The sequence below is a fragment of the Pseudoxanthomonas sp. genome (genome assembly GCF_035999195.1).
Classification (GTDB): domain Bacteria; phylum Pseudomonadota; class Gammaproteobacteria; order Xanthomonadales; family Xanthomonadaceae; genus Pseudoxanthomonas_A.
On sequence record NZ_DASYGY010000009.1, the window covers coordinates 888,281 to 904,110 of the forward strand.

General features: G+C 69.7%; 9 protein-coding genes. 6 read left to right on the forward strand and 3 right to left on the reverse strand.

Features of this window, described 5'->3' with window-relative positions:
* Positions 1-13: 13 nt before the first annotated feature.
* The 5 genes from VGN58_RS11320 to VGN58_RS11340 are packed head-to-tail and all read left to right on the forward strand — an operon-like array spanning position 14 to position 7,355.
* The gene (locus VGN58_RS11320) at positions 14-1,162 is read left to right on the forward strand and encodes a glycosyltransferase (RefSeq protein ID WP_327483330.1); all 1,149 of its coding nucleotides are present in this window, start codon (positions 14-16) and stop codon (positions 1,160-1,162) included.
* The gene (locus tag VGN58_RS11325) at positions 1,159-2,946 is read left to right on the forward strand and encodes an asparagine synthase C-terminal domain-containing protein (RefSeq protein WP_327483331.1); all 1,788 of its coding nucleotides are present in this window, start codon (positions 1,159-1,161) and stop codon (positions 2,944-2,946) included. Before VGN58_RS11320 ends, VGN58_RS11325 begins: the two co-directional genes overlap by 4 nt.
* Positions 2,936-4,111 (forward strand): glycosyltransferase family 4 protein, encoded by a 1,176-nt coding sequence (locus VGN58_RS11330; protein WP_327483332.1) that lies wholly within the window; start codon positions 2,936-2,938, stop codon positions 4,109-4,111. Before VGN58_RS11325 ends, VGN58_RS11330 begins: the two co-directional genes overlap by 11 nt.
* A 1-nt stretch (position 4,112) precedes the next feature.
* Entirely contained in the window at positions 4,113-5,993 is a 1,881-nt protein-coding gene (gene asnB / locus VGN58_RS11335) for an asparagine synthase (glutamine-hydrolyzing) (protein WP_327483333.1), read from the forward strand.
* Positions 5,994-5,996: 3 nt separating this feature from the next.
* Positions 5,997-7,355 (forward strand): O-antigen ligase family protein, encoded by a 1,359-nt coding sequence (locus VGN58_RS11340; protein ID WP_327483334.1) that lies wholly within the window; start codon positions 5,997-5,999, stop codon positions 7,353-7,355.
* A gap of 1 nt (position 7,356) precedes the next feature.
* Here the strand turns inward: VGN58_RS11340 and VGN58_RS11345 are convergent, their stop codons facing one another.
* From VGN58_RS11345 to VGN58_RS11355, 3 genes are all read right to left on the reverse strand, one after another.
* Complete coding sequence (locus tag VGN58_RS11345) at positions 7,357-8,145, reverse strand: YdcF family protein (RefSeq protein ID WP_327483335.1); 789 nt, start codon at positions 8,143-8,145, stop codon at positions 7,357-7,359.
* A 28-nt stretch (positions 8,146-8,173) separates the two neighbouring features.
* A complete protein-coding gene (locus VGN58_RS11350; RefSeq protein ID WP_327483336.1) occupies positions 8,174-9,664 on the reverse strand; it encodes a lipopolysaccharide biosynthesis protein in 1,491 nt (496 codons plus the stop codon).
* A gap of 92 nt (positions 9,665-9,756) precedes the next feature.
* Positions 9,757-13,722, reverse strand: coding sequence for an amino acid adenylation domain-containing protein (locus tag VGN58_RS11355; RefSeq protein ID WP_327484638.1), 3,966 nt, complete (start codon positions 13,720-13,722; stop codon positions 9,757-9,759).
* A 353-nt stretch (positions 13,723-14,075) separates the two neighbouring features.
* Between VGN58_RS11355 and VGN58_RS11360 the strand changes: the two genes are divergently transcribed.
* Entirely contained in the window at positions 14,076-15,791 is a 1,716-nt protein-coding gene (locus tag VGN58_RS11360; protein ID WP_327483337.1) for a hypothetical protein, read from the forward strand.
* Positions 15,792-15,830 lie beyond the last annotated feature (39 nt).

The window sequence follows — 15,830 nt, forward strand, 5'->3', positions numbered from 1 at the left end:
GAAACTCTTGGTGGTGAGCGACGAAATGGAAGTGGGCGGCAGCCAGCGCCAGATCACCTACCTGCTCGGCGGGCTGGACCGCCGCCAGTGGCAACCCGAACTGGTCTTCTTCCGCAAGGAATCCTTCCTGGTGCGCGACCTGCGGGCGCAGGGGATCGTGGTCCACCATGTCCCCAAGCGCGGCCGGCTGGATCCTCGCTTCGTGCTGGCCTATGCCGCACTGCTGCGGCGCGAACGCTACGACCTGGTGCATGCCTTCTCGCTGACGGCCGAGCTGTGGACGCTCGTGGCCGGTTGGCTGGCCGGGCATCGACCGCCGTTGCTGGCTTCGATCCGCGGCCTGTATCTCGACGAGTCCGAACGGTTCTGGCGCATCAAGCGCTTCATCCTCTCCCGCTCTGCGGCCGTGATCGCCAATGCGCGCGCCGGTGCCGCCGCGGCGGCCGAGCGCGCAGGCGTGCCGGTCGCCAGCATCGATGTGGTGCCGAACGGACTGGTACCGCCGGAGCCCCTGCCACCCGGACAGCGCGACCTGCTGCGCCAGGCGATAGGTGCGCCGCCCGGGCGTCCGTTCGCGCTGTTCGTCGGCCGTCTGGTGAAGGAGAAGAACCCGGCCTGCCTGATGCGCGCGCTCGCCCGCATTCCGGCCGACGAGCGTCCCTGGGTGGCCCTGGCCGGCAACGGTCCGCTGCGTGGCGATATCGACGCGATGCGCGAGGCGGCCGGTCTGGACGCCGATGTACGTTTCCTAGGCGAACGCAAAGACACAGCCGCCCTGATGCAATCCGCCGATTTCCTGGTTCTTCCCTCCTCCTACGAAGGCATGTCGAACGTTCTCATGGAGGCCATGGCGGCCGGATGCCCGGTGGTGGCGTCGGCGGTCGGCGGCAATTCCGAACTGGTCGAGGACGACATCACCGGCCTGCTGTTCCCCAACGACGACGCCGACGCGCTTGCGCGATGCCTGCGATCGCTCGGAAAGGACGCCGCCCTGCGCCAGCGACTTTCGCTGCAGGCGGCGCAGGTGGCGCGGCAACGCTACTCCGTGGAGCAACTGGTGCGCACGACCACCAGCGTCTACGAACGCTGCCTGCGGGCGAGCGCCGCCGATGCCGGCAGCGTGCCGCTTTCGCCGGTCGGCTCCATACGGGACGACGCATGACCGTGGCCGGCTCGCTCTGCGAAGACTTCATCCTGGCCAGTGGACCGCAGGCAGCCGCCTGGCTGTCGGGCAAGGCCGGCCTGCAGCCGCTGGATACCGGCGACGGCACGCTGTGCGCCGCGGTCAGTGAGGGCGTGCGCCATGGCCGGCATGCGAACGGCCGTCACTGGCTGGCGATCGCCGACCTGGTGGCGGGGCAGCTGGAGGAGGCGGCCGCAGAGGGCACGACGGCACCGCAACGCGCCTGGCGTGGCCGCTTCGCCTTCGCCAGTTGGCAGCCGGGGCAGTCGGAAGTGAGCGCGTTCATCGACCACTTCGGATCGTTGCCCCTGTTCTGGTACCGGCGCGATGGCCATTTCGCGCTCGCCACCGATCTTCGCCTGCTGCTCGACGCACCCGGCATCGGTCGCGACGTCGACCTGACGGCCGTCTACCACTATCTCAACTTCACCTGCATTCCGGCGCCGCTGACCATCCACCGCGACATCCGCCGCATCGAGCCGGGGTCCGTGCTGGCGCTGGATCACGCCGGCGAGCGTGGCGAGCGCTACTACCTTCCCGAGTACCCGGCCGACCTGCAGGGCAGCGACATCCAGCTCGCGCACGACCTGCGCGACCGCATGATCGCGACCGTGCAGGATTTCCGTCCGCACTCCGATGGCGACTGGGGCTGCTTCCTCAGCGGCGGCACCGACAGCAGCAGCATCGTCAGCATCCTGGCGCGCCAGCCCGGCGCCCAGGTGCACAGCTGCTCCATCGGCTTTCCCGAGGCCGGCTACGACGAACTGGATTTCGCCCGTCTGGCCAGCGAGGCCTGTGGCGCCAAGCCGCACCTGGCCAGGGTCGACCGCCATCGTGCGCTCGGCTTGCTGGATTCGGTGATCGACGCCTACGACCAGCCCTTCGGCAACGCGTCGGCGGTGCCGACGCTGGCCTGCGCCGAGCTGGGGAACAGCCAGGGCTTCTCGACGATGCTCGGCGGCGACGGCGGCGACGAGATCTTCGGGGGCAACCAGCGCTACGCGAAGGACAAGGTGATGGAAGCCTTCTACCGGCTCCCGTCGCCGCTGAAGGCGGCCGCCCGCGCCGTCGGCGACGCCGTCGGCGGCGGCCATGTGCACGTGCTCAACCGCGTGCAGAACTTCGCCCGTCGCGGCTCGCTGCCGAATCCGGACCGCTTCTACACGGACGATTCCTTCGCGTCCGATTTCTACGGCGACCTGCTGACGCCGGCGTTCCGCTCGCAGGTGCCGCAGGATGCCTCGCTGGACTTCATGCGTGGCGTGTACGCGACGGGTCCACGCACCGAACCGCTGCACCAGATCATGCGGCTGGACCTGCTGATGGCCATCGCGCAGAACGACCTGGTCAAGGTCCATCGCGCCTGCCGCCACCATGGCGTGTCCGTGCGTTTCCCGTACCTGGACCCGGCCCTGGTCGACTACTGCGGGCGCCTGGCGGCGCACTACAAGGTGCGTGGCCTGAAGAAGCGCTACCTGTTCAAGCAGGCCGTCGCCGACATCCTGCCGACCGAGATCCTGAGCAAGCGCAAGCAGGGCTTCGGGCTGCCCATCGCGATCTGGATGAAGGAAGATCCCGCCCTGCAGGCGCGCGTGCGGGAGGTACTGCTGGATCAGCGCACCCGCGAACGCGGCTGGGTGAATCCGGCCTTCATCGAACGCCTCGTCGACCTGCACATGGCCGGCGGCTGGGACCATTCCAACGCACTCTGGCAACTGCTGGTGCTGGAACTGTGGATGCGGAGATACATGGATGCCCGTTGATGCGCTGCGCGTGCTGATGGTGATGGAAGCCGCGTATCCGGCGCACAAGGGCGGTGGCGCCGAAGCGCAGGTGCGCACGCTTTCGCGCGGGCTGCGCGCCCGCGGCCACCGCGTGACCATCCTCGTGCCGCGCCTGCCCTGGGCGTCGCCGGCGAAGGTCGAACGCGTGGACGGCGCCGTGGTCTGCCGCCTGCCCTTCCTGCGCCTGCCGCTCATCGCCAGTCCGCTGCTGTGGGTGCAGACGGTCGCCTTCCTGTACGCACGCCGCCACCGCTACGACGCATGGCACGTCCATATCGCCCACCGCATGGCGGCGATCTGCGCGGTGCTGGGACCCTGGCTGGACAAGCGCGTACTGACCAAGGTGTCGGGCTGGTGGGAACTCGAAAAAGGCACGCTGGCGCCGCGCACCGGACTGGTCGACGCGCTGGCGCAGCGCGCGTTGCGGCGCACCGAAACCTGGCTGGCGATCAGCCGCCGCATCGCGCGCACGCTGGAAGCGCGCGGCATCCCGCCGGAGCGGATCGTCGCGCTGCCCAATGCGGTCGATACCCGGCGGTTCGCCGGCATCCGCCGCGACCCGGCGCTGCCGGCGCGCTTCGTCTTCATCGGGCGGCTGGAGGCGGAAAAGGGGCTGACCGTCCTGCTGGACGCCTTCTCGGACATCGCACCCAGCCACCCTGCCGCCAGCCTGCTGCTGGTCGGCACGGGCAGGCTGGAAGAAGAACTGCGGCAACGCGTCGATGCGCTCGGCCTGGGCGGACGCGTCGATTTCGCCGGTCATCGCGACGACATCGAGCGGCCGCTGGCCGACGGCAACATCGGCGTCCTGACGTCGCGGATCGAGGGCCTGTCCAACACGCTGCTGGAGTCGATGGCCGCGGGCCTGCCGATGGTCGCCAGCCGCATCAGCGGCAACGAGGACTTCGTCCGCCCGGGCGAGAACGGCTGGCTGTTCGAACCGGGCGACCGCGCCGGGCTGGCCGCCTGCCTCGAGCAGGCGGCGGCACTCGACGGCGCCGCCCGCACCGCCATGGGCGACGCCGCGCGGACGACCGTGCGCAACCACGCGGGCCTCGACCAAGTGCTCAACCGGCTGGTGCAGCTGTATCGCGGCGAACGCCGCCTCGCCCACGGTGCCCCCGCGCACAACGGGAACGTCTGACATGTGCGGCATCGCAGGCCTCGTGGTCGCCCCCGGCCAGCCCACGCCCGATCCGGCGCTGGTCCGGCGCATGAACACCGTCATCCACCATCGCGGCCCCGACGACGAGGGTCTGCACCACGACGAGCGCGCGCTGCTGGGCATGCGCCGCCTGTCGATCATCGATGTCGGTGGCGGACACCAGCCGATGTACGGGGCGGACCGCCAGGTCTGCATCGTCTTCAACGGCGAGATCTACAACTACCGCGAACTGCGCGCGGGCCTGGAACGCGACGGCCATGCGTTCGCCAGCCAGAGCGATACCGAGGTGATCCTGCAGGGCTACCTGCGGGACGGCGTCGGCATCTTCGCGCAGCTGGACGGCATGTTCGGCGTCGCCATCTGGGACCGCCGCACGCAGGAACTGGTGCTGGCCCGCGACCGCCTGGGCGAGAAGCCCCTCTACTACGCGCACGACGAGCGTCGCGTGCTGTTCGGCTCCGAGCTGAAGTCGCTGCTGCAGTCGCCCGACTGTCCGCGCGACCTCAACGACGACGCGCTGCGGGCCTATCTGGCCTACGGCTACGTCCCGTCGCCGTACAGCGTGTTCGCCGGCGTCAACAAGCTGCCGCCCGCGCACTTCCTGCGCTACCGCGACGGCAGGATCAGCCTGCACTGCTACTGGCAGCCGTCACTGTCGCCGAAGACCACGCTGGGCGAAGCGGACGCGGCGGAGCGGCTGGAAGAACTGCTGGACCGTGCGGTCGCCAGCCGGCTCGTATCCGACGTGCCGTTCGGCGCCTTCCTCAGCGGCGGGCTGGATTCGAGCACGGTCGTCGCGCTGATGGCGCGCCACCTCGGCCAGCCGGTGAAGACCTTCACCATCGGCTTCAAGGAGGCGGCCTACAACGAGCTCGACGACGCGCGCCGCGTGGCAAAGCACCTGGGTACCGAACACCACGAGCTGGTGGTGGAGCCCGATGCCGTCGACCTGCTGCAGACCCTGGTCTGGCATTTCGACGAACCGTTCGCCGACTCGTCCGCCGTGCCCACGTTCCTCGTCTCGCAGCTCGCGCGGCAGCACGTGAAGATGGTGCTTACCGGCGACGGGGGCGACGAGATGTTCGGCGGCTACGACCGCTATCTCAAGCTGATGAAGCTCGAGCGCCTGGGTGCGATGCGGGGCGCGGCGGCGGCGGGACTGTCGCTGGCCGGTGCCATGGCGCCCAATCCCTACGGCGAGCGGCTGGCGCGCGTCGGCGAGCGGCTGCGACTGCCGTTCGACGAACGCTACCTGAGCGGCGTGGCGGTGATGCGGTCCGACATCGCGCGGCACCTGCGCCCGCAGGCGGGCGGCAAGGACCACTTCCACCTGCCCGCACTGGCCCAGCCCGGCAGCGATCTGGGCGCCGGCGATGAACCGCTGGACCGCGCCGTCGCGATCGACCTGCAGAGTTACCTGCCCGACGACATCCTGGTGAAGCTGGACCGGATGGCGATGGCCGCCTCGCTCGAAGGACGCTCGCCTTTCCTGCAGCCGGACCTGGTGCAGTTCGCGCTGTCGCTGCCGGTGGGCTACCGCGTCCGCGACGGTCGCGGCAAGCATCTGCTGCGCGAGGTGGCCAACAAATGGTTGCCGCCGCGAGCCATCAGCAAGCCCAAGCAAGGCTTCGCGATTCCGCTGGCCGACTGGTTCCGCGGACCGCTGCGCGCACTGGCGGCCGATACCTTCGGCAGCCGTGCCTTCCGCGAACGCGGCCTGCTGCAGCCCGCCGCGGCGCAGGCGCTGCTGCACGACCATCTGGAGCGCGGCATCGACCGCAGCGAGGCACTGTGGCAATCGCTGTGCCTGGAGCTGTGGGCGCAGCGCTTCCTGGACGGCGACGCCGCCGCGGGAGCCTGAGCCATGTTGATGCGGCTGCTGCTCGCGCTCCCGTTGCTGTACATGCCCAACATGCTGCACTTCTCGGTCGAGACCGGGATACCGGGGCTGAACCTCGCCAACATCATCTTCATCGTGGTGGTGGGCGCACTGCTGATGGCCGGACGGCGCCACGCGCCGCTGGAGCCCCGCGGCTACCTGACGCCGGCCCTGCTGCTGCTGTTCGCCGCACTGACGATCGCCTTCGTGATCGCGCAGGCCACCATGCCGCGCGACTTCATGGAGGACTTCACCTACCTCAAGAACCTGATCTTCTATCCCCTGCTCTACTTCGTGTACCGCCGTTGCGGACAGGATGAGAAGGGAACGCGGCAGCTGATCATCTTCGTGATGATCGTCGCCGCCATCGCCGGCCTGGAAGCGATCCGCGAGGGCCTGGACTACGGCTTCGGCAACTACAACGAATCGCGGCGCGCTTCCGGTCCGTTCGGCGTGGACTACTCGACGGCCAACCGCGCGGGCGTGTTCTACGCCATGTTCCTGCCGATGTTCATCGCGATGGCGCTGTTCTTCCGCAAGCAGAAGTTCTGGCGCCTGGCCGCGATCGGCGGCTGCGCGACCATGGTCGTCGCGATCATGGCGACCTACTCGCGCCAGTCGTACCTCATCGCGCTGGTGGCCTTCGCCCTGCTGCTGGTCCGCCGCAACGTGGTGCTGGCCGTCGCCATCGCGGTGCTGATGGTGCCGGCGATCGGCCTGCTGCCCGAAAGCGTGACCCAGCGCGTGGCCGAGACCGAACAGCAGGATTCGGTGGGCGAGGAGCAGCTCGACGTCAGTACCGCCAGCCGCTTCGAGATATGGGGCGGCGCGATGCAGATGTGGACGGAACACCCCATCGGTGTCGGCCTCAACCGCTTCAAGCAGCACATCGGCAACTACGTGCCGCGCTATGCCGGCTACGACGCCCACAGCATCTATTTCCTGATGCTGGCCGAATGCGGTCCGCTCGGCCTGCTGGCGCTGCTGTTCCTGCTGTGGCGCGTCCTGTGGATGGGCGTGCGCTTCACGCGCTCGGTCCCGGCCAGCGATGCCGAAGGCAAGGCGCTGTCGCTGGGCTTCATCCTGCTGGCCATCTCCACGGCACTGGGCAACGTCTACGGCAGCCCGTTCTTCGAGGGCGCGGTGATGGCCAATTTCTGGGCGCTGTGCGGCCTGATGGAGCACTACTTCGCGCTGAAGCGGCGCGCGCGCGTACCGGGCGCCGGACCCGCTCCGGGCACGGCGACGGGTCGACTTCCGGCGCCGGCGATGCAGGGCATCGGCACCCGCTTCCCGCTTGCGGCCCGCATGGCGCCCCGACGTTACGGCAAGGACGAGGACTGAGTCACCGGGCCTGGTCGGGGAACGTGCCGTCCTGCGCCGGCAGCGCGGCGTCGCGGTCGTACAGGCGATAGGCCAGCAGCCCCACCCATTCGTGCAGGGCGGCCTCGGTCTTGGCCAGGCCGCCACTGTCGGGCACCAGGAATCCCATGTGCCGGTAGGCGACGTAACGCTCGTCGGCAGGCAGGGGGCAGGCCTGGAAACCCGCGCTGCGCAGCGAGAAGTGCGCACGCGGCATGTGCAGCGCGGACGTCACCAGCACCACGCGGCGTGGCAGCGCAGGCCTCATCGCCGCCAGCTGGCGCGCGTTCTCCCAGGTGGTGCGCGAGTGGGTTTCCAGCCGCATGGCGTCGGCCGGCACGCCCATCGCGCGCAGATAGGCGGCCATCAGCTGCGCTTCCGGCGGACTGGCCGACCACCCGCTGCCACCGGACAGCACCAGCTGCCGACCCGGCATCTCGCGCCACCACCGTGCCGCCGCTTCCGCGCGCCGCCGGCTGGCCTGGGTCAGCACGCTGAAGTTCTGCGGATCGTGCGCCTTGCGGTCCACGCCGCCGGCGAGCACCACCGCGACCGTCGGCGATCGCGCACGGCAGTCGGCGGACGATGCCACCCGCCCTTCCAGCGACCACACCAGCAGGTTGGCCACCCACGGCGTCATCGCCACGAACGACACCACGATCACGAGGGCGCCGACAACGCGCACCGGCCGCATGCGCGGGTACCACCACAGCGACAGGACCACCGCCACCAGGGCGATCAACAACCAGGAAAGGGGGGACAGCCACCACATCAGGGACAGGCTCCCTGCATCGCCTCGCTCATGCCGCGCTCCGCGTCCGCCAATGGCGTACAAGATCGCGCAGGCGTGCATCCAGCGCCAGTACCGGCACCACGTACAGCACGGCCCACAGGCCGCCGGCAGCGAACAGGCGCGTCCAGGGCGACACCAGGCCGAACAGGCCGCTGCCCTCCACCGCCAGCACGAACGCCAGCCCCGCACCGCCCGCCACGCTCCAGGCGCGCAGGTCGGGGCGATAGCGCAGGTCGCGCGGACACAACGCGTACAACCCGATACCCAGGGCCGCGAAGCTGCCTACCGCTGCCCACGTCGCCCCCATGTATCCGTATCGCGGGATCAACCACAGGCTCAGCAGTGTGTTCAGCGCCGTGGCGGCGAGCGTCATGTACAGCACGGTCCGCGAACGCTTGTGCAACAGCAGGCCGTAACCGCCGATCTCCAGCAGCGGATACAGCGCGTACAGCGCACCCAGCCAGGCGAACACGGGGCCGGACGCGGTCTTGTCGGCGCCACTGATCGCCTGGACCGCCTCGCTGCCGACGCAGGCGATGGCGACCGCGATGCCGACCGAGGCGTAGGTCATCGGGAACAGTACCTTGGCCTTCAGCGCGCGCACCGCCTGCGCGCCGCCGGTTTCCCAACTGCGGTTGGCGACCGGAATGAAGGACTCGGACAGCGCCGTGCTCATCAGCATGCTGACCTGCAGCGCGAGCGAGTAGCCGATGGTGAAGATGCCGACGTCCGCGAAATCGCCCGTCATGCCCTTCAGCATCAGCCGGCCGATCGAGATCAGCAGCACGGTGGCGATCTCGTTCACCACCAGCGGCATGCCATAGCCCAGCGTCTTGCGCATCTGCGACCAGTCCAGCTGGCGCGAGAAGGTCAGGTTCCGCTTCACCCAGTACACGTAGAACACAACGACGATGCCCGCGGCGAGCATCTTGCCGCCGTATGCGGCGACCGCCGTGCGCTCGAGCCACGCCACCGCACCGACCATCAGCACCAGCTCCAGCCAGCGCCAGGCGACCCGGGTGACCATCAGCACGCCGGAGTGTTCGCCGGCACGCAGCACCATCTGCACCAGGCTGACGAACACCTGCAGCGGGATCGTCATCACCGCCATCCACAGCACCGGCGAGAACGACGCGCCGCCGAACCAGTCCACGCAGGCGAACACGGTGATGCCGGCGGCCCAGATGCCGCACGACACCAGCAGCGGCAGCAGGAACATGTTGGTGGCGAAACCCGGCAGCGCGCGCGTCTCGTCCTGGTAGGGATAGAAGCGCAGGATGGCGTGCTGCGCACCCAGCTTGGCGACGGCGACCCCGATCATCAGCCACGTTTCGTAGTAGCCGAGGATGCCGTACTGCGTGTTGTCGAGCAGCCGCGTCAGCAGCGGAAACGACACCAGGCCCGCCAGCATCACCAGGACGCTGGCCGACGAATAGCGCAGGTAGTGCGCGCCGACCCCGCGCTTGCGGGGCGTGCCCGTGCCGTCGGGATGGGTCATGGCAGGGACGGTCCGGACCGGACGGGAGCGCGAAGCACGGGCAAGGCGGTGAAGGGCATCTTCAGAGCAACGTCGAACGGGGCGCTGTCAGGTCATCGCTGCGCCGCCTGCAGGTCGGCGACACAGGCGGCGAAACGCTGCGCCAGCAGGGGCTGGTCGATGAAATCGTGGTGATGGCCGGGCACGAAGTGGATGCGGAGGTCTCCCGCGACCCAGTCGCGCCAGCCCAGCGAGGCGTCCTCGTGCGGGGTCCGCAGCGGCGTGCGGAACAGGACCAGGTCGCCTTCATAGCGTTCGGGCCGGTACGCCGCGAGTGCGCGATGGTTGGCCCGTTCGACGCGCAGCAGGCGCACCTGCTGCGGCAGCGGGGCATCGGCGTCGCGCCTGCGCCGCCAGGCCGCGCACGGCGCATCCCAGAGCCGCACGCGCAACCGCCGCGCCAGTTCCCGCCACGGCAGATGACGCAACGCGTCCCGCACCAGCGGCCAATGCCAGCGGCGCCGCTGCTCCGGCGCGCCCGGACCGAACGTGTCGAACATCGCCAGCAGGGCGACCTCACGGCCGGCCGCGCGCAGGCGTCGTGCCGTTTCCAGCGCCAGCACGCCCCCCATCGATCCGCCGGCCAGCAGCACCGCGCCGACCGGGCAGGCGTCCTCGATGGCGGCCGCGTAGCCATCGGCCATCGCCTCGATGCGGTCGAGCGGCGCGGCCACACCATCCAGGCCGCCGGCCTGCACCCCGAATACCGGCTGCCGAGGATCCAGTGCGTCGAGCAGCGGAAGGTAATTCAACACGTTGCCGCCCACGGCGTGCATCAGGAACAGCGGCGCCAGTCCGGCGCCTGCCCGCAGCGGCACCAGCGGCTGCCAGGAGCGCTGATCCGGCGCCCCGGTGCGGTTGCGCGCGCCGGCTTCCCGGGCCGCCTCGATGGCCTGGGCCAGCGCGGCGATGGTGGGATGCGCGATCAGCGTCGCCAACGGCAGGTCCACGCCGTGCCGCTGGTGGAGCTGGTTGAACATGCGCACCGCGAGCAGCGAGTAGCCGCCGAGCGCGAAGAAATCGTCGTCGATACCGATGCCGTCGCGCTGCAACAGGCGACCCCACAGATCGTGCAGCTCGTGCTCCAGGGCCGAACGCGGCGGCGTGCGGCGGCGCGCCACCGTCGGCGCATCCAGGGTCGGGGACGGCAGGGCACGGCGGTCGATCTTGCCGTTCGGCGTCTTCGGCAGGCGAGGCAGCACTTCGATGTACTGCGGGCGCATGTACGCCGGCAGCGCCGCGGCCAGCTGCGTGCGCAATCGCGGCGACAGCGCTGCCGGCGCCGAACCGCTTCCCACGTACAGCACCAGCACCTGGTCGCCCCCCGCGAGCGTGTCGACCACGGCCACGCACTCGGCGACCTCCGGATCGCCGGCGGCCGCCGCCTCGATGTCGCCCGGCTCGATGCGATAGCCGCGCAGCTTGATCTGCTCGTCCGCCCGACCGTGGAAATGCAGCTGGCCCGCGTGCAGCCGGCCCAGGTCGCCGGTGCGGTACATGCGGGAGCCATCCGCAGCGAACGGATCCGGCACGAACCGTTCGGCGCTCAGGTCGGGGCGATGCAGGTAACCATCGGCCACGCCGGCACCGCCGATCCAGATCTCGCCCAGCGCATGCGGCAGGGCCGGCCGCATGCGGTCGTCGAGCAGGTAGAACCGGGTGCGCGCGATCGGCTGCCCCAGCGGCACCGCCCGCTCGGTGCCGTCGATGCGGTGGATGCTCGACCACACCGTGGTCTCGGTGGGGCCGTACATGTTCCAGAGTTCGCGGCACTGCCCGTGCAGCGCGCGTGCGAGCGGCAGCGGCAGGGCTTCGCCGCCCACCAGCAGGCGCAGCGGCGCCAGCACCTGCGTGCGGCCGACTTCCTGCAGCAACGCCATCAACGACGGCGTGGTCTGGAACATCGTGCAGCGGTGGCGCTCGATCAGGCGGCACAGCGCCTCGGGGTCGCGATGTTCGGCGTCGTCCGCAATCACCACCTGCGCGCCGCAGATCAGCGGCAGATACAGCTCCAGCGCGGCGATGTCGAAGGACAGCGTGGTGGCGGAGCAGATCGCATCGTCCCGCGAGCAGCCGGGCGCCTCCCGCATCGAGCACAGGAAATTGACCAGGTTGCCGTGCAGGATGCGCACGCCTTTCGGTTCGCCGGTGGAACCGGAGGTGTACAGCACGTAGGCGAGGTCGCCCGCCGCGATGTCGGGCAGTGGCGCCTCGACGTCGCCCGCCTCCAGTGCCGCCAGCGTCAGCAATGACCTGCCATCGGCAAGTCCCTCGGGCAATGCGACGCCGTCGGTCACCAGGAGGCAGGACAGCCTGGCGTGGTCCGCCATGTGCAGCAGGCGCTGCGCGGGAAACGCCAGATCGAGCGGCACGTAGGCCGCGCCGGCACGCAGCACCGCGATGACGGCCACCAGCATGTCCAGCGACCTGGGCAGCGCGATGCCGACCAGGTCACCCCGTTCCACGCCCCGCGCCCGCAGGCCGGCCGCCGCCGCACGGGAGCGCCGCGCCAGCGTGGCGTAGTCGATCGCGCTCCCGCCGCATGCCGCCGCCCGCCGCGGCCCGTGCTCGGCGAAGGCGCGCTCCAGCATCGCCACCAGCGACGGCGCGTCGCCGTCGCGGGGCCCCGCTTCGCAGGTCAGCGCGAAGGTGTCGTCCACCCGGGATGCGCCGAGGTCCAGGTCGCGGATGGCGGCCTGGCCGTCTTCCGCGAGGTGCTCCAGCAGCCGCAGGTAGAGGTTCGCCCAGTCGCGGATCGTGCGCTCGTCGTAGAGCGCGGTCTGGTACTGCACTTCCAGCACCAGCCCCGTCGGGACCGGTCGCCAGTAGAACCCGAGCTCCCACGCCGCGGCAGCGCGCGGCAGCACGTTCACCTCGCAGCGGACGCCGTCCATGCGCAGCTTCTCCAGCGACGGCACCAGCGTCAGGATGGATTCGAGCAACAGCATGCGCCCGGCCTGCCTCGGCACCTGCAGCGCATCCACGATGCGGCCCAGCGAGATGTCCTGGTGGTCGGCCGCTTCGTCCAGGCGCTGTTGCACCTGGGCGGCCAGGACGGCGAGCGACGCGGCCGGGTCCACCTCCACGCGCAGCGGCAACGTGTTGTCCGTGTCCCCGACCACGCGCGCGCCGCCGCCACGCGCCGCGCCGGCGAACGGGATGCCGCAGACCAGATCGGTCTGGCCCGTCAGCCGTTGCAACAGGGCGAAGTAGGCGGTCAGCAGCAGGACGAACCGGGTCGTCTTCGTCCTGCGTGCCTGCTCGCGCAGCTGCTGCCATCGGGCTGCCGGCATTGCCAGGGTGAAGCTGGCCGCGTCGAAGCTGATCCGCGCCGCGCGCGGCCGATCGGTCGGCAGGCGCAAGGGGTCGGGCAGCGTCGCAAAGCGGCTGCGCCAGTACGCGAGGCTGCGGGCGCCCTCCGGCCCGTCGCGGCGGGCCCGCTCGGCAAGCACGAAATCGCGCCATGCATCGGCGGCGGGGATCTTCGCGACCGCCTCCGGCGTCGTCGCGTTGTAATGGTCCATCAGGTCCTTGAGCACCACCCGCATCGACCATCCATCCATGACCAGATGGTGGGCCGCCATGAACAGGCGATGGTGATCCGGCCCCAGCCGATACAGCACGCCCCGCACCAGCGGCGCGACGGCGGTGTCGAACGGTGTGGCGCGCCAACGCCTGCACGCCTCGCGGTAGGCCGCCATCGGATCGTCAAGGTGAGAGAGATCCTCGCGCTGCAGCCGGACCCCGGCATGCGGATGGTGGATCTGTTCGGTGCCATCGCGCGAGAACGCGACCGCCAATGCCTGGTGGCGCGCCACGACGGCCGCCACGGCACGCTCGAAACGGTCGCCATCCAGCGGCCCCTCGAGCGAAAGCTCGAACGCCTCGCCGAACGCCAGCGTCGCATCGGCGCTGTAACGACCCCCCAACCATTTTTCGGCCTGCGCATCGGTCAGGGGAAAACGTGCGCCGCCCTGCCCCCCGTCAGCGCCCTCGCGCGCCAGTCCGTCCCCTCGCACATCCGTCGCCAAGAAGGCCCCCTGGTGGCCTTTCTGCCCATCCCGACCTTGAGTATAGGCAAATGTGACATGTGCGGCCCATCACCCTTACGCGCGCTCGGGGGCGACGGTACGGCACGGCGTCGGAATCGATCGCGCATCGGGACTGCGTGAAGACATCTTCACGACCCTGTTGCTCCGCTGTACGCCGCGCGAAAACATGCCGAAAGCGTGAATCCGGTTTGAATCCGGCAGAACGTGATTGGTCAATCCGTGAACCAATCGGCAGCCCCGTGCATAACGTCGTATAGACTGGCATCCGGACAGGGGGTCCTCGTTTTCAGATACACAACGGCCGACAGGAGCCGTTCTAGATGACTGCATCCCGCATTTTCTCCCCCCGTTCCCTGCTGGGCCTGGTCCTGGTCCCCCTGGGACTGCTCGCTCCCGCCGCCCACGCCCAGTCGCTCGGCGTCTGCAATTCCTTCTACGGCTCGGGCTTCACCCTGGCCGAGGGCAAGGTCAACCCGACGATGCCCACGCTGGCCAAGCCCGCCAAGGGCGCCGTGCTGAAGGAGCCGAACTTCAACACCTGCCTGGTCCGCGCCACGGACCACGCGGCCGAGCCGCCCAGCACGTTCGCCCGCAACGACTATTCGCGCCGGCAGGCGTTCAACGCCGACAACACGTACTTCATCGTCTACTCGAACGATGGCTGGTGGCACCTCTACGACGCCAACACGCTGAAGCATCTGCGCGCGCTGTCGCCGAAGGTGGCCAACGCCAACGTGTCGTCCGCCTACCACATGGCCGGCGATGCCGAGCCGCAGTGGCATCCGACCAACCCGAACATCCTCTACTACCTGCCCACCAACGGCGGCATGCGCGTGCTGTCGCTCGACGTGCGCACCAATACGCACAGCGTGGCGGCCGATTTCAACGGCAAGCTGCCGTCGTGGGCCTCCTCGGCCGCGCACGTCTGGACCAAGTCCGAAGGCTCGCCGTCGGCCGATGCCCGCTACTGGGGGTTCCAGGTCGAGGACAGCAACTTCGGGCTGCTGGGCTACATCGTGTGGGACATGCAGGAAAACCGCCTGGTCGGCAGCCGCCAGGACAGCAGCCGTCCCGACCACTCCAGCATGTCGGCGTCGGGCCGCTGGTACATCACCTCGTCCGATACCACCGGCACCTGGGCCTGGTCGCGCGATTTCAGCCAGAAGAAGAAGCTACACGCCAAGAGCGAGCACTCGGACATGGCCTTCGGTCCGGCCAGCCAGGACTACTACGTCTCGGTCGACTACCAGAGCTCCGCGGGCGATGTCTTCTTCACCGACGTCGACGCCTGTCCGGCCGTGGCCGCCAGTGCGACGAGCGCTCCGGTGTGCCCGCGCACGGTGCTGTTCCCCAGCTATGTCAACGGCGCAACGGCTGCGATGCATTTCTCCGGCAAGGGCTTCAACAAGCCCGGCTGGATGGTGTGGAGCACGTACGCGAGCTCGGCGTCGCGCGACGGTAGCCGCCCCTGGTTCACCAACAAGATCTATGCGGTGGAGTTGAAGGCCAATCCGCGCGTGTATGCGCTGGCCTATACCCGTCGCGCGGAGTCCGCCGGCGGCTATTGGTCCGAACCGCACGCCACCGTGAGCCGCGACTTCACCCGCATCGCCTTCAACAGCAACTGGGGGGTGAACGATGCCAACAACATCGACACCTACATCGTCCACATCCCGTCATCGGCATTGCCGGGCGGCACCACCACGCCGCCGCCCACCAGCGGTGGGCGCGTGACCGGCGGCACCCTGCCGCCGCTGGTGAACCCGGGCACCACCTCGTCCGGCAGCCGGCCGGTCGCGGTGGTCGAGCCGGCGACCACCGGCAGCGCCACCGAATCCTCGGGCACGACGGCGACCGACGGCGTTGCCGCCACCGGCACGAGCGTCGCCGCGCGCGCGGCACGACGCGTCAAGGCCGCGACACGGCGTGCCATGGCCGGGTTGAGGACCACCAGCCCCAGACTCAGCACGGCGTTGCGTTCGCTGCCGCTGGTCTACTGGATCGATCAGGAGTGGGAGCTCGACGCCGACAAGTGAGTCGCCTGCGGCCACCCATTGCCGCATGAGATCACCCGG

What these genes read in the sequence shown, in the direction of transcription:
- VGN58_RS11325 (WP_327483331.1), top strand. Translation starts at nt 1,159, where the DNA reads ATGACCGTGGCCGGCTCGCTCTGCGAAGACTTCATCCTGGCCAGTGGA.
- VGN58_RS11330 (WP_327483332.1), top strand. Translation starts at nt 2,936, where the DNA reads ATGCCCGTTGATGCGCTGCGCGTGCTGATGGTGATGGAAGCCGCGTAT.
- asnB (WP_327483333.1), top strand. Translation starts at nt 4,113, where the DNA reads ATGTGCGGCATCGCAGGCCTCGTGGTCGCCCCCGGCCAGCCCACGCCC.
- VGN58_RS11340 (WP_327483334.1), top strand. Translation starts at nt 5,997, where the DNA reads ATGTTGATGCGGCTGCTGCTCGCGCTCCCGTTGCTGTACATGCCCAAC.
- VGN58_RS11345 (WP_327483335.1), bottom strand. Translation starts at nt 8,145, where the DNA reads ATGTGGTGGCTGTCCCCCCTTTCCTGGTTGTTGATCGCCCTGGTGGCG.
- VGN58_RS11350 (WP_327483336.1), bottom strand. Translation starts at nt 9,664, where the DNA reads ATGACCCATCCCGACGGCACGGGCACGCCCCGCAAGCGCGGGGTCGGC.
- VGN58_RS11360 (WP_327483337.1), top strand. Translation starts at nt 14,076, where the DNA reads ATGACTGCATCCCGCATTTTCTCCCCCCGTTCCCTGCTGGGCCTGGTC.